Below are 19,773 nucleotides of genomic sequence, written 5' to 3' on the forward strand. Positions count from 1 at the left end.
CCTTCCGATTAGTTGTTCTGGTTTGCGCCTTCAGGAATCTGACCGGCGGAATCCTTCCAGAAGTCCTGCTTGATTTGGGCGTAGGTGTATTTCGGCGCGTTCTTCTTGAGATCCAGGTACTTGTCGACGTTATCCTTCGTCACCACGTCCTGCTTCAGATAAAAGTCGCGCTGCGCATGCGACAGCTTCTCCGGATCGACGTCGCCGATCGCGGCTGCGTAGGCGAGCGACATGGAGACTGCGCCCTGCAGGACCGGGTCGTTCCAGACAGTGGCAAGCATGTCGCCGTTCTTGACCATCTCCAGACCGATATTCGATCCATCCGATCCGGTAACCAGTACCTTACCGTTCAGGCCCTTTTCCTTCAGCGCTGCGACCGCTCCGCGGCCCATTGCATCGTTGGATGCAAAAATGCCCTGCAGTTGATCGCCGTAACGCGCCAGCCAGGTACGGGTGATGTTCTGCGCCTTGGTTTCCTGCCAATCGCCGACTTGGGTGTCGACCAACTCCAGGCCGGGGCATTCCTTCAGCCCTTTCTTCAGGCCAGCGATACGCTGATAGGCCGGCGGTGTCGACGGGACACCCTCGATCGCAGCAATCTTGCCCTTGCCGTTCAGCGCCTTGCAAAGCGCCATGGCCTGATAGTAGCCGGACATCACGCCATCGAAAGACGTGTGGGCGACCCAGTATTTCGAATCCGTGTCCCAAGGATGGATGTCCTCGGGCCGGTTCCAGATCGTGACCACATGCACCTTCGACTTGGCCGACCTGTTGACCACAGCCTTCACAAAGGCATTGGACGACGGGTCAGTGGCAAGCGCGCATTGATTGCAGCCGGCCGCATAAGTCGCACCGAGCTGCGCGAGCAACTGGTCTCCCTGATAGTTGCTCGTAAGAACGGCCGGGTCCTTACCGAGCGACTCGGCGATATCCTTCACGCCCTGAAGATATTCAGACCAATATTCCGAAGCCGTCTCGTCGATACCTACGATCAAACGGCCGCCCTTGGCTTCGGCGGCGGTCGCCTGGGTCGTCGGGAGCGCAATGCCTGCACAGACGGTGGCGGTTGTCAGCAGCCACCCGGCGAACAGGCCGAATTTCAAATGCGATTTCATGTCATTCTCCTCCTCAGGTTAAATGCATATCGATAGGTGCGCCGTGCTCTCCGCGCGGTCATCGGCGGTCGGCAATGGCCTCATAGGCTTCGATCAGAAGCTTGGAGTTTTCTGGATGCGCCTCGAGCCTCCCGGCCTCGATGTCGAAGGCCATCTCCAAGACGCGCTGATTGATCGGAGCGGACTGGCCGTGCGTTCGCAGCATATCCACGACCCAACCGTTGACTTCCTGTATCTCCGCGCGCCGACCTTTGCGCCAGTCCTGGAGGGAAGTCGTCAGCGTGTCCGCCTGCGAAAACGTCGTCAGCACTTCCTCGAAAATGCGGTCGACATACCGCTCGGGATGATTGGTCGTGATCGGCGGCATGCCGATAATCGGGATGATTTTTGCGCCGTCGGCGAGCGCTGCCTGCATCGCCTCGTATCCGGCAGTCCGCATCACTTCGAGCATGCCGGGAGCGCGGGTGGCATCCGCCAGCGGCAGATTGACGATCGCCGACGGGATCAATTCGGCCGCGTTGACGACAAGCTTCATCCACTTGGCGGAACGAATATCGTCGACGACCTCCACCGTGCCGGAGTTGCGCAGCAGATCGGCAACGTCCTCGACCCGTTCCTGCGTCTTGGGATCAAGCGCGCCGAGGGCGAACCATGACGTGTCATGGTCGTTCTGCCGGTTGGTTATGCCCGGTACGAACATGTTGGAGGCGATTTCGATAACGGCGCCAATCGTGCGCTCCCGGCCGACGATGGCGGCAATGTCCTCATGCGTCATGCCGTTCTGAAGGCCGACAACCAGGCCGTCCGGAGCCAGGTACGGCTCGATCAGCTGACATGCCCACTTGGTGTCGTAGGCCTTGACGACGAGAAAAACGACATCGAATGGCTCCTTGATCTCCGCGACCTGGCAGAGATGGAGCGCCGGAACCTTGGTGTTGATGGTGCGTGTCGGCAAATTCACGGTGATACCGTGTTCACGTATCGCCATTACATGCTCGGGCCATTGTTCGATGAAGGTCACATCGAGACCGGCCAAGGCAAAGTCCGCGCCGATCGATGCCCCCTGCGCGCCGGTTCCGACGAATGCGATCCTCGGGCCGCGCGTTTTATCCCAAGTCATGTAGCTCTCCTTTGCAAATTGCGCGCCCTGCACGCGCGGTTCGAACATTTTCACCAGCTCAGCTGGTCTGCCTGGATTCCTCTTCCGTAGCGCAATGCGGATACATTCCTCATGTCCCCCGCCCGACGAGAAGCGAACTGTTCGAGGGCTCTGCCGGTAGAGCGCCTTTTTCGATCGCAAGCGCGACCTCCACGATCCTGCTGTTGACGGGGGCAGCCTGACCGGCCTTCTCCAGCGTCTTCACGACCTGCCCGTTGATATCGAGAACCTCGCCGCGCCGGCCTTTTCGCCAGTCCTGCAGGACGGTCGCCAGCGTATCGGGCATCATGAATGTCTTGAGAACCTCGTCGAAAATCTCATCGACATATCGCTCGGGGTCGTTTGCCTTTGTCGGCGGCATTCCGAGGATCGGAACGATTTTTGCCCCGTCGATCTGGGCAGCCCGCATCGCTTCATAACCGGCAGCTCGCATGACACCCATCATGCCAGGCATTCGCACCGCCTCGGCAAATGGAAGGTTCAGAATGGCCGACGGGACGAGCTGGGCGGCATTGACGATCAGTTTCATCCATTTGGCCGATCGGATGTCGTCGGAGACGTCCACACGACCGCTGTGGCGCAGCAGTTCGGCAATTCGCTCGACACGTTGCCGGTTTCTCGCATCGACGGCGCCGAGCGCGAACCAGGACGTATCGTGATCGTTCTGACGGTTGGTGACGCCGGGCGTGAACATGTTGGAGGCCATGTCGAATACGGCGCCTACACAGCGCTCATCACCGACCACGGAAGCGATGTCGTCGAGCGTCATTCCGTTCTGGAGCCCTACGACCAACCCGTCAGGCGCCAGAATGGGTTCGATCAACTGGCATGTCCAACGGGTGTCGTATGCCTTGACGACGAGAAAGACGATGTCGAAGGTTTCCCGAAGTTCGGCAACCTGACACAGATGCAGTGTGCGAACGTTTGCATTGATCGACCGCGAAGGCAGATTGACCGTTATCCCCCTCTCCCGCATGGCGAAGACATGCTCCGGCCACTGCTCGATGAAGGTCACATCCAGGCCGGCGATGATGAAATCGGCACCGATCGAGGCGCCCTGAGCGCCTGTCCCGACGAACGCGATCTTCAAATCACTCCCCGTATCCCAGGTCATCGCGTGTTCCTCTCTATGTCCCGCCGGGACCCGATGTTTGCCGCCACCGAACGCAGAGATAAAAGGCAATAACGGTCAGAGTCAAGGGCAAACGTTTGCTCTCATTTGTCTTGGATTTTTGCACATCTCATCCACAATGTGCCTAAAATGCTGCAAATCAAGGAAGACTTGACAATCCTCTGGACGCGCAACCGTTTGCTTTCAATCTAAAAATAAGGATGAGATATGCCACGAAAGGATCAAAACGCTGTCGGAAATGCCTGCTTGTCTCAGATGTCAAAAAACTCAGCGGCGCTCCAAGCAGGCGCCATTTTCAAAACGAAATGGTCGGTCGAGCCGCCTGGGACGGGCCGGAGTTGCCAAGATTTTCATTTTGATGCCTCGCTTTTGGCCTCACGGCAATCCGTGCTTTCAAATAGGCTCGCTTGTGCGCAAAGGTTTGATCGCTTATTTTCCCTAGACTGAATCACTATGATGCGGCTGGGGTAAGATGAGTGACACTATTCACGAAGATCAGAAGAAGCGTTCGCGCGTCACCATTGTCGACGTCGCAAATAGTGCGGGTGTGCACGTTTCGACCGCGTCACGGGCACTTAACCCGAAGGCAAGCCATCGGATTTCCAGCAAGGTCGTCCGGAAGATCGAAAAGGTCGCGGAGCAGCTCGGCTACAGACCCAACACGCTGGCCTCCAGCCTGCGCACGCAGAAAACCGGCACGATCGGACTTGTCGTCCCCAATCTGAGCGACCCGCTATTCTCGCCGATTATCGCGGCCATTGAAGAGCGCGTCGCGGAGGAAGGCTACGTGACTTTCGTCGCGAACTCGGACTACAGCCCCGCAAAGCTGCGCTCGATTATCGAGCGGATGTCCAGTCAGTTTGTCGCCGGCCTAATCGTGGCGAGCTTCGAACTCAACGACCCGTCGGCCGACCTGTGCCTGCAGCTTGGGATCCCGACGGTTGCTGTCCTGCGTGATCCCCGGCACAACCGCATCTCCTCCGTCTCGATGGATGATGCCGTCGGGGTTCAAGCGCTCGTCGAACATGTGCTCGACCTCGGGCATCGGGACATTACCTATGTAACGCCCCCATTGGCCGCATCGACGGCGCAAAACAGGCTCATGGGCTTTAACGCAGGAGCGCGATTGGAAAAAGCTGCCGGCTGTCGCTTCGACGTGATCGAGGCACGAGCCTACGACGTGGCGGAGGGCGAACGCATCATGGGACAAATGCTCGCGAACGGGCTGTCGAGCACCGCCGTGCTCGCCTTCAATGACCTTCTGGCAGTGGGGTGCCTCATGGCTCTTAGATCCGCCGGAGTCGCTTGCCCTGAACAGATTTCGATCTCCGGCGTCAACGATCTACCGTTCATGAACATGCTCTCGCCGCCCTTGACGACCTTGCACAATGCGGGCCGCGATCTTGGATCCGAAAGCGCGGAGCTCTTGATGAGCCTGATCAATAATCTCCATCAGCCGGTGAAACGCATTCTGCTCACACCGCACGTGGTCGTGCGCGGGTCAACGGGGCCAGCACGCAAGCCGAAAACGCATTCGCCTTCAAAGGAGAGGATGCGGGCCGGCTAGGTGCCCGAACCTATTATTTCCGCTTGGAGAGCATGGTCATAAGCCGAACGTCCGGATCAAGGGCGAGCAACTCGTCCTTTCGTGCGACCAACTCCTTCAGATATGGCGTCTCCATATGCCTGTCCAAGGCTGCCTGGCTGGTCCAATTCTCATAAAACGAAAACTGCGCCGGATTGTCGTCGCTTTGGTGCAGGTCGTAATCGACGCATCCGTTCTCCGCCCGGGTCCGCACTATCAACGACATCAGAAATGCCTTCGTCTCATCGATCTTTTCGGGCCGAGCCACCAGATGTGCCATCACCGTTACCTGATCCGACATTTGCGCGTTTTCCTCCTTGGATGGGTGTGCCAATAGAGCGGTTCAGCATTTCACGGAATCTCAAAACCGCTCTATCCTTTTGATTCTTTGCAATTTTCCTGAAATTGCTTTAGGTGAATCGGCAGCCGCCGTTGACGTCGAGAGTGGCGCCAACAAAATAGCTGGAATCCTCCGTGGAGAGGAAATGGATGGCGGAGGCAATTTCCGCTGTTTCCGCCGGCCGCCGCATCGGGATCTTGCCCCATTCGATGGAGCGCATTTCGTCTGGAGTGATGCCGCGTTGCGCAGCCTCGACGGCGAGCGCATTGAAATGCATCGGGGTGTTGATGTTCCCGGGCGCCACGCAATTGACCCTGATATCGGGCGCCAGCTCGGCCGCAACGCTTTGCGTCAGGGAAATAAGGGCCGCCTTCGAGGCGCAATAGGGGCTGAAATACGCATGCCCCTCTCGCCCCCAGAAGCTCGAAACAGTCGCGATGGACGCGTTTCCGGATTTCCGCAGCAACGGCACGCAGGCGCTGATGAATTTGACGTTTGCCCGCAGATTGACGTTCTGGACCTTATCCCAAACGCTCATATCCATCTGTTCTATGCTGACGGCAGGATGATTGATCGCGGCGATCAGTCCGAGAAAGCGCAACGGGATTCCCGTGTCCGCGGCCTTCCTGGCTACGGCATCGACCTCATCATCCCTGGTCAAATCCATCCGAATTCCGATGCACCGGGGTCCGAATTCGGCCGAAAGGCCGTCCGCCAACTTCTCGACATCGTCGGTCCTGTCACAGAGGATCAACGACCAGCCGCTTTCGGCGAATCTTCGCGCCGTTGCCCGACCGACCTCACCGGCAGCGCCAGTGAGAATGCAAAGTCTCGAGTCCATCTTGGCCTCCTCCCGACCATTTAACGGAAGGCATGCTACGAATAATTATCGAGCCGAGAAGAGAATAATTATCCATTCCGGACTTCCGGCTTTGGACCTGGCAGCCTCGGCGTACGCAAGAGACTCGTCCGTAGCCTCCGCGGGTTTGCGAGGCCAGGCGTTTGCCAAGCCGTCAAAAGCCTGAAGACGGAGGGATTTTGAAACAAGGCACTGGCGCCGGCGGAACTCAATAGAAGCCGGTCGCGATCGAGGCTACGGGATACGAGCCGCATGCCGGAGTACGAGCTGCCACCGACCATCCTTTCACACCCAGCCGAACACGACCTGCACATGCAGGGTCGTGTTCATATCGACCTCGCCGCTCATAAGGCGAAATCGCCGAAGACCTGGATGAGGCCGCCGGGCCGCGGCACAATACTTTCATAGCGATAGCGATTGGCCGCGACGCTCGCGAGATAGGTCGGAGGATCCTCCACCAGCGCCGTCGATTGCACGACGATAAGGTCCTCATGGAGCTGGCCTCAAGGGTGGCGGTGTCCTTGGGCACCATCGCGGCATGAAGCGCACCTTCGGCTTCGCGGAGTTCCGATTCAACTGTCATGGGATAGGGACCTCATTTCACGTGGATGTTCTGTTTGGCGGCGATCTGATTCCACTGATCGACTTCGTGCTGCATCAGGTCCGTCGTCTCTTTGGGCGATGTCACCCCGGGCACGAAGCCGGCGCTGTCGCTGACCTGAGCATATTCCGGCGAATTGACCACGGCCTAGGGGCTGGCGCGGTCGACACGGCTACTCGGAGCGGCTCGTCTATCATCGTCCGAATGCTTTACGGAATTGTAAGCTTCCGATCAGGACCTCGCAAAGATTCAGACCGATAGTGCGGGCGGCTTCGATTGGATTGATCATGCATCCCCGACAAATCGCCTTCCTGGCAGCCGTGTCCAACAGTAACCAGCAGATCGCGCCGGGCGTTGAGACTGCACTCCCCGTGGATAACGCACCGCGCGCCGAAGCCGAGGTGCAGTCAATCAATCCGTGGAAAGTTGCCATCCTGCTATTGGCGGCGTTGACGCTCTACAGGTTCGGCGTGCTCGCGCAGATCGGCCTTCATCCTGACGAGGCCTACTATTGGCTTTGGTCCCGGGTGCCGTCGGCTGGCTACCATGACCATGCGCCGATGATCGCCTGGTGGATTTGGCTCTCGACGCAGCTTCTCGGTGATAACTCTCTCGGCGTTCGCCTGTTTCCCATCCTGTCCGTATTGATCGCTTCGGGGGCCACCATCGCTATTTCATGGGAGCTCTATCGTGATCGCCGGGTCGCCGTAAGAGCAGGGGTGTGGCTAAATGCGATGCCGCTGGTTGGTTTTGCAACACTGTTCGCTACGCCTGATGCGCCGTCGATGCTATTCTGGACGTTGACGGTATGGGCCTTGGTGTGGCTGCGCCGTAGCGGAGACAGGCGCATATGGTTGCTTGTCGGCTTGCTGGCGGGTCTCGGTTGTCTGTCCAAATACACCAATCTGTTTCTCGGCCTTGGCATCCTTGTCTGGATGATCCTGGATTCCGAAGCGCGCAAACGTCTCTATGGCCCTTACATGTTCATTGGAGGCGCGATCGCTCTTGCGGTCTTCTCGCCCACCATCGTCTGGAATTTCGAACACCATTGGGTGTCGTTTGCCAAGCAGTTCGGCCGCATCGACAATGGGCAGCCGCCCTCCTGGCATACGCTGGAGTTCCTGGCTGGGCAGTTCGGGCTTGCCAATCCGGCAATCGTTATCTTCGCCGCCATCGCCGTCACTACCGTCTGGAAACAGCGGCGCGCCGGCGACTTCTCATCGACCGCATTTCTGCTTGTGCTATCGGCACCCCTGCTCATCTACATGTTGCTTCATTCGTTCCACAGTCGCGTCCAGGGCAATTGGCCGGTGCCTGTCTACCCGACAATGGCGATTATGTCCGCTGAGGCGGCGCGGCATTGCGCCGGTTCACGCCACCTGAGCCGCATGACGAAATGGGCCGCGCCCGCCGGTATAGGTCTGATCGCTGCTACTTTTTATTATTTCGCTTCGCCGCTCGGACAGCAGGCATCTTTTTCGTCGCCGGCGGACAAACTCATCGGTTGGAATGAACTGTCGACGGACATCGCACACTACAAGCTGCTCCGTGGTGCAGGGTGGGTCGGAACGATCGATTATGGCGTGACGGGCGAGCTTGCTTTCAACACGGATGATCCGCAACATGTGCAGGAAATTATCAGCCGGACACGCTATTCCTTCGAAACCGTCGATCCGAAACTCGTTGAACAACCGGGCCTCCTGGTCATTCCCTCCGCCAGTGGAATACTTGAGCGGCTCAGAAGCTGCCTGCCACAGATGGAGCCTGTCGGCGAAGTTGCGCGTCGGGCCGGCAAACGCGTGCTGGAGCGCTACACGATCTTCAAAATTAAGCAAGCGCCTCAGGATATCTTCAGTACCGGATGCGTCTTGTAACCGGTAACGATGGATCCGCCGGTTAGGATGACGCCACATGACCGGCATTCTGCATGGATGGAGAACGCAACCATCCTGATCAACGGCGCGCCATTGCTGGTGTTTCCGGCCCCTGATCTGGATCAATTCGTCGTCTTTGGCGGCCTAATTCCGTCCTAATTTTTGCGGTTTAGTTTCGGCCCGAAACGTCTGACCCACGTCAGACCATCGCCAGCAATGGCGAAGGGGTATCGTTTTGCCCGTTTCGCCATGATCGTTGGAACAGGAACTTTTGTATGTATGATTTCGATGTTGCCGCAACGCAGTGGATTAATGCCTGGTCGGGTCAAAGCGCGGTGCTGGATGCGGCGATGATTTGGGTTTCGGCCGTCGGCGTGCCCTTGATGATACTGGGAGTTGCCGGCCAATGGTGGCTGCAGGCTGACAAAAGGCATACGCGCCACGTTCTTGTAGCGTCTGGAATAGCTTTTCTGTTAGGCCTCGCGATCAACCAGATCGTGTTGCTGTTCATTCACCGAATGCGTCCCTACGAAAACGGCCTCACTCATCTCCTTATCTCCAGGAGCGCCGATTTCTCGTTCCCGTCCGATCACGCGACTGCCACCTTCGCAATCGCGTCGACCTTCCTGCTTTACGGGATGCGCCGCGGATATATCTTCCTCGCGGCGGCTCTGATCGTGACTATTTCGCGGGTATATGTCGGAACACACTACATCAGCGATGTCGTGGGCGGCGCGGTGACGGCTTTGATCGCGGTCATTGCGGTTCGGGCAATATATCGCGAAGATACCCGGATCGATCGCTTCATCACCGGAATATTGTAGGAAACGCTTGTTTGACATTGTTTCCCCAGAACGCATCCATGACTTGATCCAGGTCTATGGCCTTTGGGTCCTGTTCGCGCTTGTCATGGCGGAAAGCATGGGAGTGCCGCTCCCGGGGGAGACTGCCTTGGTGACAACGGCGCTCTATGCCGGTTCGACTCATATGATCAGTCTGCAGGCGGTCGTGGCTACGACAAGCATAGCTGCCATCATCGGCGACAATATCGGCTACCTACTGGGCCGATCGATTGGTCTTCGATTGATATTGCGTTACGGCGACCGCTTTCATTTGAGCAGCGACAGGCTCAAAATCGGCCAATATTTCTTCATGAGGCACGGCGGCAAGGTTGTCTTTTTCGGGCGATTTATTGCCCTGCTCCGTACTTTCGCCGCTCTCCTTGCAGGCGCAAACCGCATGCGCTGGTGGTATTTCCTATTGATGAATGCGTGCGGCGGCGTGTGCTGGGCAATTGTCTTCGGTGGCGCGGCCTATCTGTTCGGCAACCAGGTTGAACACGTGAAGGGGCCGATCGGCCTGTTGCTTTTCGTGATTGCTATTGGATTCGTCGTCGCTGGCATGGTGTTCTTCCGCCACCACGAAAAGGAATTGGAAAAACGGGCGAAGGCGGCGCTTGGCGATCCCTGACTGCCGGCTTCATGTCGAGAGTTGGATATCGCGATCTATCTGGATTAGGCGGAAGAGCCGGCAGGGTCCGGCGATGGCGGGAATGACAGGATCGCGCTGAATCCCTGACAATCCTTGCGGTTCGACAGCCGAAGATCCAGATCGTGGCGCTGTGCGATCGTTCGGGCGATCGCAAGTCCGAGCCCGCTGCCCTCTTCATTCGATTGGTGGGCGCGGAAAAAGCGCTCGGTGAGTCGCGGCAACATGTCGTCTGGAACGCCGGGCCCGCTGTCGCTGACGGAAAGTTCGATGCGGCCGGCACGTTCGGCGATGGCGACATCGACGATCCCGCCTGACGGCGTATATCGGACGGCATTGTCGATAAGGATCTCCAGCAAGGCGCGCAGGTCGGCGTTCGAGCCGGTCACATTGGCCGTCGTCATCGCGCCGAAGCCGAGATCGACGCCCCGTTGATCGGCGAGCGGGATCAGGCCTGACACGACATCCATCGTCAATTCGTCCAGGCGGATCGCTTCACGTTCTGTCGGCGCGTCCATGCTTTCATAGCGCGCCATCCGCAGGAGCTGCGATGCGAGCGCCGAAGCGCGTCTGGCGCCGGCCTGCAATTCGGCCAATCGTGCATCGAGCTCGGAATTGTTTTCCGCCTGCCTGATATTGCCGATCTGGATAGTCAGAGCCGTAAGCGGTGTCCTGAGCTCGTGGGCAGCGTCCGAGAGAAATTCCCTTTGGCGCGCCATTGCGCGTTTCAGGCGAGACAGGAGGTCGTTGATGGCCGTGATGAGCGGCAGGATTTCGCGGGGGACTTTCGCCATTTCGATCGGCGACTGATCCGTCGCTTCGCGCCCCGCAATATCATCGGCCAGTCGCTCCAGTCGGCGAAATGTACGCCCGACAACGAGTGTGACGACCAACCATGAAACCGGAATAGCGACGACAAAGGGCAGGATGGCGCGAACGGCAGCATCGGCCGCTATCTCCTTCCTGACAAAGGTTTGCTGGGCTACTTGCACTGTCCGCTCCGGCGTCACGAGCGAAAATACGCGCCAGTGGCCGATAGCGTTGTCAAACTCCGAAAACCCGGTGGACGGCTGATCGGGAATGACAATCGCTTCATTGGAGCTGCGCTGTGGTCGGCCGTCCGTGTAGCTTACCTCGATGACATAATCGTCCTCTGTATCGTGGGGAGGCAAGGAGACCTCGCCAGGCGCGACGAAAGTGAGATCGCCAACATAGCGGGCGATCTGGCGCTGCTGCAGGTCCAGGAATTCGTTGCCTTCCTTGCGTGCGACGATATAGGAGGCGGCTCCGCCGAGCACCGCCAGGACGGAAAAAACGGCCGCCAATATCAATGTCGTGGCCCAGCGCAGCGAGATCACGATTTCATCACCAGCCAGCCGGCACCACGAACATTGCGGATAATGTCCTTGCCGAAACGACGCCGGATATAGTGAATCAGGACGTCGACGGCATTGCTCTCAACCTCTTGGCCCCAACCGTACACACGATCTTCGATCTGCGATCGCGACAAGATCGTACCGGGGCGCTCCGCGAGCGCCCGCATGAGCGCAAATTCGCGCGCTGGCAGCATTTCCGTCTGCCCACGATAACTCAGCTCGTGCGAGGCCAGGTCGAGCACAATCTCGGATGTGCCGATGCGGGACGTCGCGTGGCCGGCGTGACGGCGCAGGACGGCACGGATGCGCGCGAGAATTTCCGGCACTTCGAAAGGCTTCACCACAAAATCATCACCGCCCGAGTCCAGTCCCTTGACGCGGGTGTCGAGATCGTCACGCGCCGTGATCACGACAATCGGTGTGCCTATGCCGTGGCGGCGGACGTTCTCCAAAACACTGATACCGTCGGAACCGGGCAGACCAAGATCCAAAAGGGCGACCGCATGGCCGCCGGCCAACAATGCCTCTTCGCCAGCACGGCCATCGGCAACCCAATCCACACTCATGCCGGCATCCGCCAGGGCCTGGCTCAGGCTGCGGCCAACCATCGGATCGTCTTCAATAAGAAGAATACGCATACCTCTCCCGCCGAGCCCTTGCGTTGCGATATGATCGAATAATTAAGGGGAACTTAGGGCACACGCTGCGGTCCAATTGCTCGGGCACTTATCGCTAGCATCATTCGGTTTCAGTCTCTCCATTTGATTCTTACGGTCAGCCGCAACATAGACAATAGTGGACGCATTGTCCGCCCGTTCGCACCCAGCCTCGAGCTTACAAAAGCGTAAGACCCCAGCGAAACATGGGTAAGTCTGTCGTGTCAAAATCACTTATCGGCGACCATGTGTTGGGAGGAGATATCTCATGCCTTCAACAGAGTTCTATAGGGCGGCGCTGGTATCGGCTATGCTGTTGTCGTCGCCGGCGCTATTGCCGGCGATCGATCAAGGCGCGCTCGCCGCCGAAGCACCGGCAGCAGCGGAGAAAAATCCGCCCGGCGACATACCGGACAATCAGGTTTTCATCAGCTACGTCTCACCGCTCGGCTTTTCGCTGAAGGTGCCGGAGGGCTGGGCGCGCACCGACCTCGCGAATGGCGCAAGTTTTATCGACAAGCTTGACGGGGTCATCGTCAAACAGTCCGACATGGCCAATGCGCCGACCGCAGAGGGAATTCGGAAGGATTATATTCCCGGACTGGAGAAAGAAGCGCGGACTGTCAGCATTGGTAGCGTCAAAGCCGTGAAATTGCCGGCAGGCAACGCCATCCGCATCAATTACACCTCGAATTCAGAACCCAACGCAGTGACGAACAAGCAGGTTCGCCTTGAAAACCAGCGCTTTCTCTTCTTCAGGAACGGCAAACTGGTTGCGTTGGAGCTTTACGCGCCGCTCGGCGCCGACAATGCCGACCAATGGAAGCTGATGTCGGAATCGTTTCAGTGGCATTGATCATGAACGTCTTGGAGGCGCACGAGCTCTATCGATTCTTTCACATCGGCGATGATGAGATTGCTGCCCTGCGTGGTGTGAGCCTCACTCTTGCCGAAGGTGAATTGGTTGCCGTCGTTGGCCCGTCGGGAAGTGGCAAGTCGACCTTGCTGTCATGCCTAACGGGACTTGACGAGCCGGATGGCGGTTATGTGATTGCTTGCGGTCGGCGCGTGACACGCCGCTCCGAAGCACGTCGAGCGGCCATTCGGGCAGAGAGCTTTGGCATCCTGCAGCAGTCGAACAACCTTCTCCGTCACCTTACTGTCGCAGAAAATATCAGGCTCCCGATGCTTCTGAGGGGCAGAACGGATGAGGAGCGGATTGCTGAATTGCTGAAGCTTGTCGGCCTCTTACATCGTGCCACGGCCTATCCGGCGACGCTCTCCGGCGGCGAGACGGCCCGTGCGGGCCTGGCGGTCGCGCTTGCCGCCGATCCTCCCATTCTGGTCGCTGACGAACCGACCGCTGAGATCGACCGGCATGCCGAGGCGAGTTTGATGGTCCATTTCGACGCGCGGCGAACGGCCGGCAAGACAACGCTGTTGGCCACGCATAGTGCGGCATTAGCGGCCAAGGCGGATCGGATTCTTCTATTAAGGGATGGAAGGCTCGATGATGGGTGATCCGCTCGCCGAGACACACGGCCTTTGCCGCAGTTTCGCGGATGGCAACCGGGCGCGCCTGCCGGTCCTCTTCGACATAAACTGCCATATCGACGCGCGCGACCACATTGCGCTTGTCGGCGTGTCCGGTAGCGGAAAAACCACCTTACTGCATATTCTCGGCGGCTTGGATGTGCCAACGACCGGCACCGTAGCTTGGCCTGCTCTGGGGCAGCGCGAAACGCTTCGTCCCGCAAAGGTGGCCTTTGTATTTCAGAGACCGAGCCTGTTTCCCGCTCTGTCCGTTGTCCAGAACGTGGCGTTGCCGGTTCTCCTGCTGGATGGGCGCGGCGATGCCGTAGCCGCGGCGCTGGATCTTCTTGATCAATTCGGCCTGCTTGATCTTGCCGAGAAACTTCCAGAAGAGATTTCCGGCGGCCAGGCCCAACGCGTCGCGATGGCGCGAGCGCTTATCACCAAGCCGCGGCTAATTTTGGCGGATGAACCAACGGGTCAATTGGACAGTGCGGGCGCCCACCACCTGCTGGACATCGCGCTCTATCTCGTTGGCGAAAGCGGTGCTGCTTTTGTGTTGGCAACCCATGACGAGGCGGTTGCGGCGCGGCTTCATATCAGGTGGTCGCTGGATGCGGGACGGTTGAGCACCGATGTCCTGCCGCGGGAGGCGCACCAATGATCAGGCTTTGGTTAAAAGCATTGCTGCGACGCCGCTTCGCTCGGATCACCGGCACGGCAATGGGGGTCGCCATCACCGTGGCGCTGATCACCCTGCTCTTCCTATTCCTGACCGATAGCAGCGCGTCCATGACGCGCCGCTCCGTCTCGGCCGTGCCGATAGATTGGCAGGTGGAGGTTTCGCCAGGCGCAGACCTTGCGACGGTAAGCGATGCGATCGGTAAGGCCGCGCCAATCTCGGCTGAGCGGCAAGTGTCTTATGCGGTGATCGGCGGTCTGGAGGCAAGCGCGCACGGCACCGTGCAAACAACCGGCCCGGGCAAGGCCATCGCCTTCGACAAAGGCTATCTCAAGGACTTTCCCAAGGAGATGCGCCTGCTCTCGGGTCGCGCCGACGGTATTCTAGTGGCGCAGCAGACGGCGGCCAATCTCGCTATCGTTCCCGGCGACACGATCTCCATTGCGGGGATCGGTTTGCCGCCCCAGACCGTGAAAGTTGACGGCGTCGTCGATCTTCCAGACGCCGACGCGCTGTTTCAGGCAGTCGGTTTGCCACCGCAAGCGGCGCCGCAAGCGCCGCCGGACAATGTGGTGATATTGCCATCGGAGACCTGGCAGGCCCTGTTCGGACCGCAGCAGGCTGAGCGACCGGATACGACACGCACGCAATTTCATGTTCGCCTTGATCATACTTCTTTGCCGGCAGGTCCCGTCGATGCCTGGGCGCAGGTCAACGGTGCCGGCAAAAATCTGGAAGCGCGCATCGCGGGACAGGCATTGCTTGCCAATAACCTCGCCGCACGCCTCGACGCTGTCAGGGGCGATTCCCTTTATGCGACCGTGCTGTTCGTCTTTCTCGGCCTGCCGGGGGTCGCATTGGCGTGTCTTTTGACCTTTGCGATTGCATCGGCGGGCGGTGGCCAACGTCGAATGGAGCAGGCCTTGTTGAGGATGCGTGGCGCGGACATGCGCCACATCCTGGCCTTGTCCGCGGCGGAGGCGATTGTGGTCGCGATGATCGGCACCGCCGCCGGGCTAATCGCCGCGATGCTGTTCGCAAGCTGGGAATTCGGCACCGAGACACGGCTCCGCACTACCCTGCTGGCTTTGAGCCTGTTGATGGGATTGACACTCTCCCTCGCAGCCTTTCTTGCCGCCGCATGGCGCAATGCGCGTTATCGGAGCGTGCATGTCGCTAGGCGCACCATCCGCAGACTTGAGAGTTCGTCTTGGCATTGGCTTTGGCTCGATATCATGTTGCTGGCCGCGTCGCTTCTGTTCTTCCTTCAATCGGCGAGCACCGGATATCAGATCGTGCTTGCGCCCGAGGGCGTGGCGGCAACCGCTGTCGATTACTACGCCTTCGTCGCGCCGGCGCTTTTTTGGATCGGTTCGGCATTGCTGATGCTCAGGCTTTCCGGCCTTATCATTGTCAGCAATGGCAAGATGCTGAATTGGCTGGTCGGCCCGGTAGCCGGACGGTTGACGCCCATTGTCTCGGCTGCGCTTTCGCATCAATCCGGTCGCATTGCCGTCGGCATTGCCATGACAGCGCTCGCCATCTCCTTCGCGACGTCGACTGCGATTTTCAACACGACCTATAACGCACAGGCGCTGGTCGATGCTGAATTGACCAACGGTGCCGATGTTACCGTTTTTGGAACAACGGCCAATCCTGCCGGTGAAAAACGCGATGCGCTGGCGGCCCTGCCCGGCGTCGAGGGAATTCAGCCGATGCAACATCGCTTCGCTTATGTCGGAAACGATCTGCAGGACCTTTATGGCATCGATCCGACGGCGATCGGCAAGGCCACCAGTCTCTCGGACGCTTATTTCTCCGGTGGAACAGCCGCCAAATTGCTTGCCGATCTAACGGCGACCCCGAACGGTGTCCTCGTTTCGGAGGAAACAGTACAGGACTTCCAACTGAAAATCGGCGACACCATCAATCTGCGGCTGGTCAACGGCGCGGACAACCAATATCACGCCGTTCCATTTGTGTTTCTGGGTGTCGCCCGCGAATTCCCCACGGCACCAAGAGATTCCTTTTTGATCGCCAACGCCGCCTATGTCGCAAGGATGACCGGTATAAAGACAAATGAATATCTGTTGATAAAGGCTGCGGCCGATCCGGCGGCGCTGGCGCGCACGGTCAGCCGTATTTTGTCCGGCGATCCAGCGCTTCAGATCAAGGACATCGGCTCCGCCGCCAATATCATCGGATCCAGCCTTACCGCCGTGGACCTTTCGGGGCTGACGGCGATCGAGCTCACATTCGCCTTCGGTCTCGCCATTTCGGCTGCGGGCCTGATGTTGTGGCTGGGTTTTGCTGACCGGCGCCGTGACTTTGCAATTCTCATTGCCATCGGCGCCAAGCCAGGACAGATGGCTGCGTTTTTGTGGGGCGAAGGTATTTTGATCGCCACCGGCGGCCTCGTCTTCGGCCTATCGTCCGGTGTCCTGCTGGCCTGGATGCTAGTCAAGCTGTTGACCGGTGTCTTCGATCCGCCGCCCGACACGCTGTCAATTCCATTTGTCTATCTTGCGCTGGTAATCGTCTTGCTACTCGCTTCGATTGCCGCAGCGATCTTTTCAATGAAGATCGACGACTGGGGAGAGACTGCGGATTATATGCGTGATATCTAACGCTCGTCACTTGGTGCTGACTACGCGCATGGGGAATCACTAAACCAGCATTTTAGTTATTTTCTGATATCCAATTCAGGCGTGTGTCAGCATTTCATAGCATCTGTCGTGCAGGTCCGAATATGGGGGCGACCGTGCGAATATTGCTCGTTGAGGATGACGCGATCTTGGGGGATGCGTTACGCGATCATGTCGCGGCCGACGGCTGGGATGTCGATTGGGTGGTCGACCTGCAAGCGGCGAAGCGGGCGCTGGACACAGCCTGTTATTCCTTGATCCTTCTCGACCCCGGTCTGCCGGACGGCAGCGGCTTGGAGCTGCTGACACTTTTATCGGCGCGATCGCCCGCCACGCCCGCGATCATCATCTCCGCAGACGATCAAGTTACCGACAGGCAAAGAAGCCTCCAGCTCGGCGCGGCCGATTGTCTTGTCAAGCCGTTCAGCCTCAGCACGCTGAGTGCGCGCATCAGAAATGTGCTCAGCGCTCCCGGCCGCGTCTCGGGGACGAGCGTTGTCCCGAACCGATCGGGGGATGCGATTGGGGACCGTCCCGTGTTGTCGGGAGATGCTGATGCTCCGCAGAGGGGGGAAGGAAAAGTGGCAATGGTGAGGTGGCTATCGACGCGATCACGCAAGATGAAACTCGCAGGCGCTTTGGCGGCAATGCTTGCCCTGCCAGTCCTGGGGATCGGCACATACCTCGCCGCGGTGAACCTGGGTGACAATTTTCACCCCGTGATCCCCGGAGAGCTCTATCGCTCCGCTCAGCTCACGCCGAGACAGCTCGAGACTTACGTGCGCGACAACGGCATCCGCACGATCGTCAATTTGCGCGGCGAGAACAAAAATCGGACTTGGTACGATCAAGAAATCGACGCGGCACGACGTTTGGGCGTCGAGCATATCGACTTCAAGATGTCCGCATCCCAAATATTGACGGCGGACAGGGCCGATCAACTGGTCAGCATTCTGCGTTCTGCGCCAAAGCCTATCCTCATACATTGTCAAGCAGGAGCGGACAGAACCGGTCTTGTTGCCGTTATCTACAGCCAGCAAATCGCCGGTATCGACCAGAAAACGGCTGAACGCCAGCTTTCCATCGTCTATGGCCACGTCGGAATTCCCTATCTGTCGGGCGCATTCGCAATGGACGAAAGCCTGCAGAATTTGGAGAAACATTTCAGCCGCGTCCAGTAGATGCCCTACCCCGCTCGCGTGCGGCGGCGTATCGACATCGGTAATCCTGCCCTGTTCAACCTGTGAGTAAAGTCGAGCTCACGCGGCCGTGGGCTTCATTGCAGGTGGCCAGCTATGCGTCTCCGTCTTGCGCCGCGAAGCCCAGGCATAAAGCGCGTCGTAGATGACGAAGCCATGCTTAAGCACCTCCTGGTCATCAGGCGTCACATCCCGAAGCCCCATGGAGATCGCAAGCAGCCCGGCAGATTGCGGTGTGAGGTCGTGCCGGTCCGTATCCGCGCCACGAACGATGGCGGCGATGGTCACGATTGCCGCGTCGGTGTCGAGGCCATGTTTTGAGACGAAGGCGTCGAAGCTGCAGCCCTCGCCCACATGGGTGTATTCGACGCCAGGAACATCGTAGGGGATGGCTCCGGTCTCCTCCGCCACCTTGATCACCTGGTCCGGCGGCGCGAAGAGGAATTCCGGCTCCTTGTCGATGAACCGTGCGACGAGCCAGGGGCAGGCAATGCGGTCGATGACCGGACGTTCGCGAGTAACCCACTTCATGATGAGATTCTCCTCTCGGTAGTTGTGAACGGCACCGTCGGTCCGCCGTTCGCATGCCAGGCGGCAATTCCGCCGGAAAGCGCGCGTGCGTTCAGGCCGCGGCGACGGAGCTCGTCAACGGCATCGCCGCTCACTTGGAAGCCGTAGACACAATAGACGACGATCGGCTTTTCTCGCGGCAGTTCATCGGCCCACTTAGCGATCTTCTCGGGAGCGCGGAGGAAGGCACCCGGCAGCATGTCGCTGCGCAGCGGCAAGTCCTCGGTCAGACAGACATCGAGCACGACGATATCGTCCTGGCGCTGAAGGCAAACGAGCAGATCCTCCGGCGCGACGTCTTGGTCGCGCGCCATCGTTTCGGCCGGGGTGGCGTCGGCCAGCCGTTCGATCACCCGGTGGAAGCGGTCGCCAACGCGTTCCCAGTGGATGTTCTTCATGAAGGCGTCGACGTAGGCGCCCGCCTTGGCCCCGAAGTCGAGGTGATAGGCATGCTCGTACATGTCGAGCGCAAGGATCGGCACGCTGCCGGCAAGGCAGTTGGTGTGGTCCGCCGCCCATTGGATCATGAGGCGCTGATGGCGCTCTGACCATGTCAGCAGCGTCCAGCCCGAGCCACCCGCCTGCGCCTTGGCGCAAGCCGTAAAACGCGCCCGCCAGCCGGCAACACTGCCAAAATCGCTTTCCAGTGCTTCGGCGAGATCGCCGGCCGCATCTCCTGATCCACCAAGCCCGTCGAAATAGATCTCGTGGAGGATGGCGGAGTTGGCCGCGACAAGTTCCTCCCGCTTCAGGCCGTTGATGTCGAAGACCGAAGCCGCGCTCCAGTCAAGCTCATCGAGCCGACGTTCGATCGCATGCAAGCGGCGGACGGCGCCTCCATAATTGTTCTCGTAATGGCTCGCTAGAAGCCGCTCGGAGAGTCCGACGAGCCGGGGCGGCTTGAAGGGTAATGGCATGATCCGGTGCATGGCGCCCTCACTCAGGCCAACAAAACTGAG

Annotated in this window: 20 protein-coding genes; 9 read left to right on the plus strand and 11 right to left on the minus strand. The window is 59.0% G+C overall.

The window, feature by feature from the left end; genetic code table 11:
• Positions 1-8: 8 nt before the first annotated feature.
• From PY649_RS08290 to PY649_RS08300, 3 genes are all read right to left on the minus strand, one after another.
• Positions 9-1,115: a sugar ABC transporter substrate-binding protein gene (locus PY649_RS08290; RefSeq protein WP_285867771.1), complete on the minus strand. Its 1,107-nt coding sequence runs from the start codon at positions 1,113-1,115 to the stop codon at positions 9-11.
• Between the two features lie 58 nt (positions 1,116-1,173).
• Positions 1,174-2,235, minus strand: a complete 1,062-nt coding sequence (locus PY649_RS08295) for a ketopantoate reductase family protein (RefSeq protein WP_285867772.1) — start codon at positions 2,233-2,235, stop codon at positions 1,174-1,176.
• 109 nt (positions 2,236-2,344) lie between these two features.
• The gene (locus tag PY649_RS08300) at positions 2,345-3,388 is read right to left on the minus strand and encodes a ketopantoate reductase family protein (protein ID WP_285867773.1); all 1,044 of its coding nucleotides are present in this window, start codon (positions 3,386-3,388) and stop codon (positions 2,345-2,347) included.
• Positions 3,389-3,878: 490 nt separating this feature from the next.
• Here PY649_RS08300 and PY649_RS08305 point away from each other — a divergent pair, with 490 nt between their 5' ends.
• A complete protein-coding gene (locus tag PY649_RS08305; protein ID WP_285867774.1) occupies positions 3,879-4,973 on the plus strand; it encodes a LacI family DNA-binding transcriptional regulator in 1,095 nt (364 codons plus the stop codon).
• A 13-nt stretch (positions 4,974-4,986) separates the two neighbouring features.
• Here PY649_RS08305 and PY649_RS08310 read toward each other — a convergent pair whose 3' ends face one another.
• The 4 genes from PY649_RS08310 to PY649_RS08325 all read right to left on the minus strand — a co-directional run bounded on the left by PY649_RS08310 (position 4,987) and on the right by PY649_RS08325 (position 6,935).
• Positions 4,987-5,292, minus strand: coding sequence for a putative quinol monooxygenase (locus tag PY649_RS08310; RefSeq protein ID WP_285867776.1), 306 nt, complete (start codon positions 5,290-5,292; stop codon positions 4,987-4,989).
• Positions 5,293-5,401: 109 nt separating this feature from the next.
• The gene (locus PY649_RS08315) at positions 5,402-6,172 is read right to left on the minus strand and encodes an SDR family NAD(P)-dependent oxidoreductase (protein ID WP_285867778.1); all 771 of its coding nucleotides are present in this window, start codon (positions 6,170-6,172) and stop codon (positions 5,402-5,404) included.
• A gap of 362 nt (positions 6,173-6,534) precedes the next feature.
• Positions 6,535-6,666, minus strand: a complete 132-nt coding sequence (locus PY649_RS08320; protein WP_285867780.1) for a hypothetical protein — start codon at positions 6,664-6,666, stop codon at positions 6,535-6,537.
• 119 nt (positions 6,667-6,785) lie between these two features.
• Positions 6,786-6,935 carry a hypothetical protein gene (locus PY649_RS08325; protein ID WP_285867781.1) on the minus strand — a complete coding sequence of 50 codons (150 nt, stop codon included), beginning with the start codon at positions 6,933-6,935 and terminating at the stop codon, positions 6,786-6,788.
• A 143-nt stretch (positions 6,936-7,078) separates the two neighbouring features.
• On the opposite strand from PY649_RS08325, the gene PY649_RS08330 reads away from it, so the two are divergent.
• The 3 genes from PY649_RS08330 (at position 7,079) to PY649_RS08340 (ending at position 10,135) form a co-directional block, all read left to right on the plus strand.
• Positions 7,079-8,665, plus strand: a complete 1,587-nt coding sequence (locus PY649_RS08330; RefSeq protein WP_285867782.1) for an ArnT family glycosyltransferase — start codon at positions 7,079-7,081, stop codon at positions 8,663-8,665.
• 275 nt (positions 8,666-8,940) lie between these two features.
• Positions 8,941-9,489: a phosphatase PAP2 family protein gene (locus tag PY649_RS08335; RefSeq protein ID WP_285867783.1), complete on the plus strand. Its 549-nt coding sequence runs from the start codon at positions 8,941-8,943 to the stop codon at positions 9,487-9,489.
• A gap of 7 nt (positions 9,490-9,496) precedes the next feature.
• Positions 9,497-10,135: a DedA family protein gene (locus PY649_RS08340; RefSeq protein ID WP_285867785.1), complete on the plus strand. Its 639-nt coding sequence runs from the start codon at positions 9,497-9,499 to the stop codon at positions 10,133-10,135.
• A gap of 44 nt (positions 10,136-10,179) precedes the next feature.
• On the opposite strand, the gene PY649_RS08345 is transcribed toward PY649_RS08340, so the two are convergent.
• Together PY649_RS08345 and PY649_RS08350 are read right to left on the minus strand one after the other, a co-directional pair.
• Positions 10,180-11,511, minus strand: a complete 1,332-nt coding sequence (locus tag PY649_RS08345; RefSeq protein ID WP_285867786.1) for an ATP-binding protein — start codon at positions 11,509-11,511, stop codon at positions 10,180-10,182.
• Entirely contained in the window at positions 11,508-12,167 is a 660-nt protein-coding gene (locus PY649_RS08350; RefSeq protein WP_285867789.1) for a response regulator transcription factor, read from the minus strand. Before PY649_RS08350 ends, PY649_RS08345 begins: the two co-directional genes overlap by 4 nt.
• A gap of 286 nt (positions 12,168-12,453) precedes the next feature.
• On the opposite strand from PY649_RS08350, the gene PY649_RS08355 reads away from it, so the two are divergent.
• From PY649_RS08355 to PY649_RS35045, 5 genes are all read left to right on the plus strand, one after another.
• Positions 12,454-13,041 (plus strand): P-loop NTPase family protein, encoded by a 588-nt coding sequence (locus tag PY649_RS08355; RefSeq protein ID WP_285867790.1) that lies wholly within the window; start codon positions 12,454-12,456, stop codon positions 13,039-13,041.
• Between the two features lie 2 nt (positions 13,042-13,043).
• Positions 13,044-13,706, plus strand: a complete 663-nt coding sequence (locus PY649_RS08360; RefSeq protein ID WP_285867792.1) for an ABC transporter ATP-binding protein — start codon at positions 13,044-13,046, stop codon at positions 13,704-13,706.
• Entirely contained in the window at positions 13,696-14,382 is a 687-nt protein-coding gene (locus tag PY649_RS08365) for an ABC transporter ATP-binding protein (RefSeq protein WP_285867794.1), read from the plus strand. Before PY649_RS08360 ends, PY649_RS08365 begins: the two co-directional genes overlap by 11 nt.
• A complete protein-coding gene (locus tag PY649_RS08370) occupies positions 14,379-17,027 on the plus strand; it encodes an ABC transporter permease (RefSeq protein ID WP_285867795.1) in 2,649 nt (882 codons plus the stop codon). Before PY649_RS08365 ends, PY649_RS08370 begins: the two co-directional genes overlap by 4 nt.
• Before the next feature lie 122 nt (positions 17,028-17,149).
• Positions 17,150-18,226: a response regulator gene (locus tag PY649_RS35045; RefSeq protein WP_349644417.1), complete on the plus strand. Its 1,077-nt coding sequence runs from the start codon at positions 17,150-17,152 to the stop codon at positions 18,224-18,226.
• A gap of 78 nt (positions 18,227-18,304) precedes the next feature.
• On the opposite strand, the gene PY649_RS08385 is transcribed toward PY649_RS35045, so the two are convergent.
• Positions 18,305-18,775: a chromate resistance protein ChrB domain-containing protein gene (locus PY649_RS08385; RefSeq protein WP_285867796.1), complete on the minus strand. Its 471-nt coding sequence runs from the start codon at positions 18,773-18,775 to the stop codon at positions 18,305-18,307.
• Positions 18,772-19,743: a Fe-Mn family superoxide dismutase gene (locus PY649_RS08390; protein ID WP_285867797.1), complete on the minus strand. Its 972-nt coding sequence runs from the start codon at positions 19,741-19,743 to the stop codon at positions 18,772-18,774. The genes PY649_RS08385 and PY649_RS08390 overlap by 4 nt, the downstream gene beginning before the upstream one ends.
• Positions 19,744-19,773: the final 30 nt, after the last annotated feature.

Origin of the sequence: Rhizobium mayense, assembly GCF_030272705.1 — a bacterium.
GTDB classification, from domain to species: Bacteria; Pseudomonadota; Alphaproteobacteria; order Rhizobiales; family Rhizobiaceae; genus Rhizobium; species Rhizobium mayense.

Coding starts and splice junctions, on each gene's coding strand:
- PY649_RS08290 (WP_285867771.1), bottom strand. CDS start 1,115: ATGAAATCGCATTTGAAATTCGGCCTGTTCGCCGGGTGGCTGCTGACA.
- PY649_RS08295 (WP_285867772.1), bottom strand. CDS start 2,235: ATGACTTGGGATAAAACGCGCGGCCCGAGGATCGCATTCGTCGGAACC.
- PY649_RS08300 (WP_285867773.1), bottom strand. CDS start 3,388: ATGACCTGGGATACGGGGAGTGATTTGAAGATCGCGTTCGTCGGGACA.
- PY649_RS08305 (WP_285867774.1), top strand. CDS start 3,879: ATGAGTGACACTATTCACGAAGATCAGAAGAAGCGTTCGCGCGTCACC.
- PY649_RS08310 (WP_285867776.1), bottom strand. CDS start 5,292: ATGTCGGATCAGGTAACGGTGATGGCACATCTGGTGGCTCGGCCCGAA.
- PY649_RS08315 (WP_285867778.1), bottom strand. CDS start 6,172: ATGGACTCGAGACTTTGCATTCTCACTGGCGCTGCCGGTGAGGTCGGT.
- PY649_RS08330 (WP_285867782.1), top strand. CDS start 7,079: ATGCATCCCCGACAAATCGCCTTCCTGGCAGCCGTGTCCAACAGTAAC.
- PY649_RS08335 (WP_285867783.1), top strand. CDS start 8,941: ATGTATGATTTCGATGTTGCCGCAACGCAGTGGATTAATGCCTGGTCG.
- PY649_RS08350 (WP_285867789.1), bottom strand. CDS start 12,167: ATGCGTATTCTTCTTATTGAAGACGATCCGATGGTTGGCCGCAGCCTG.
- PY649_RS08355 (WP_285867790.1), top strand. CDS start 12,454: ATGCCTTCAACAGAGTTCTATAGGGCGGCGCTGGTATCGGCTATGCTG.
- PY649_RS08360 (WP_285867792.1), top strand. CDS start 13,044: ATGAACGTCTTGGAGGCGCACGAGCTCTATCGATTCTTTCACATCGGC.
- PY649_RS08365 (WP_285867794.1), top strand. CDS start 13,696: ATGATGGGTGATCCGCTCGCCGAGACACACGGCCTTTGCCGCAGTTTC.
- PY649_RS08370 (WP_285867795.1), top strand. CDS start 14,379: ATGATCAGGCTTTGGTTAAAAGCATTGCTGCGACGCCGCTTCGCTCGG.
- PY649_RS35045 (WP_349644417.1), top strand. CDS start 17,150: ATGGGGGCGACCGTGCGAATATTGCTCGTTGAGGATGACGCGATCTTG.
- PY649_RS08385 (WP_285867796.1), bottom strand. CDS start 18,775: ATGAAGTGGGTTACTCGCGAACGTCCGGTCATCGACCGCATTGCCTGC.
- PY649_RS08390 (WP_285867797.1), bottom strand. CDS start 19,743: ATGCACCGGATCATGCCATTACCCTTCAAGCCGCCCCGGCTCGTCGGA.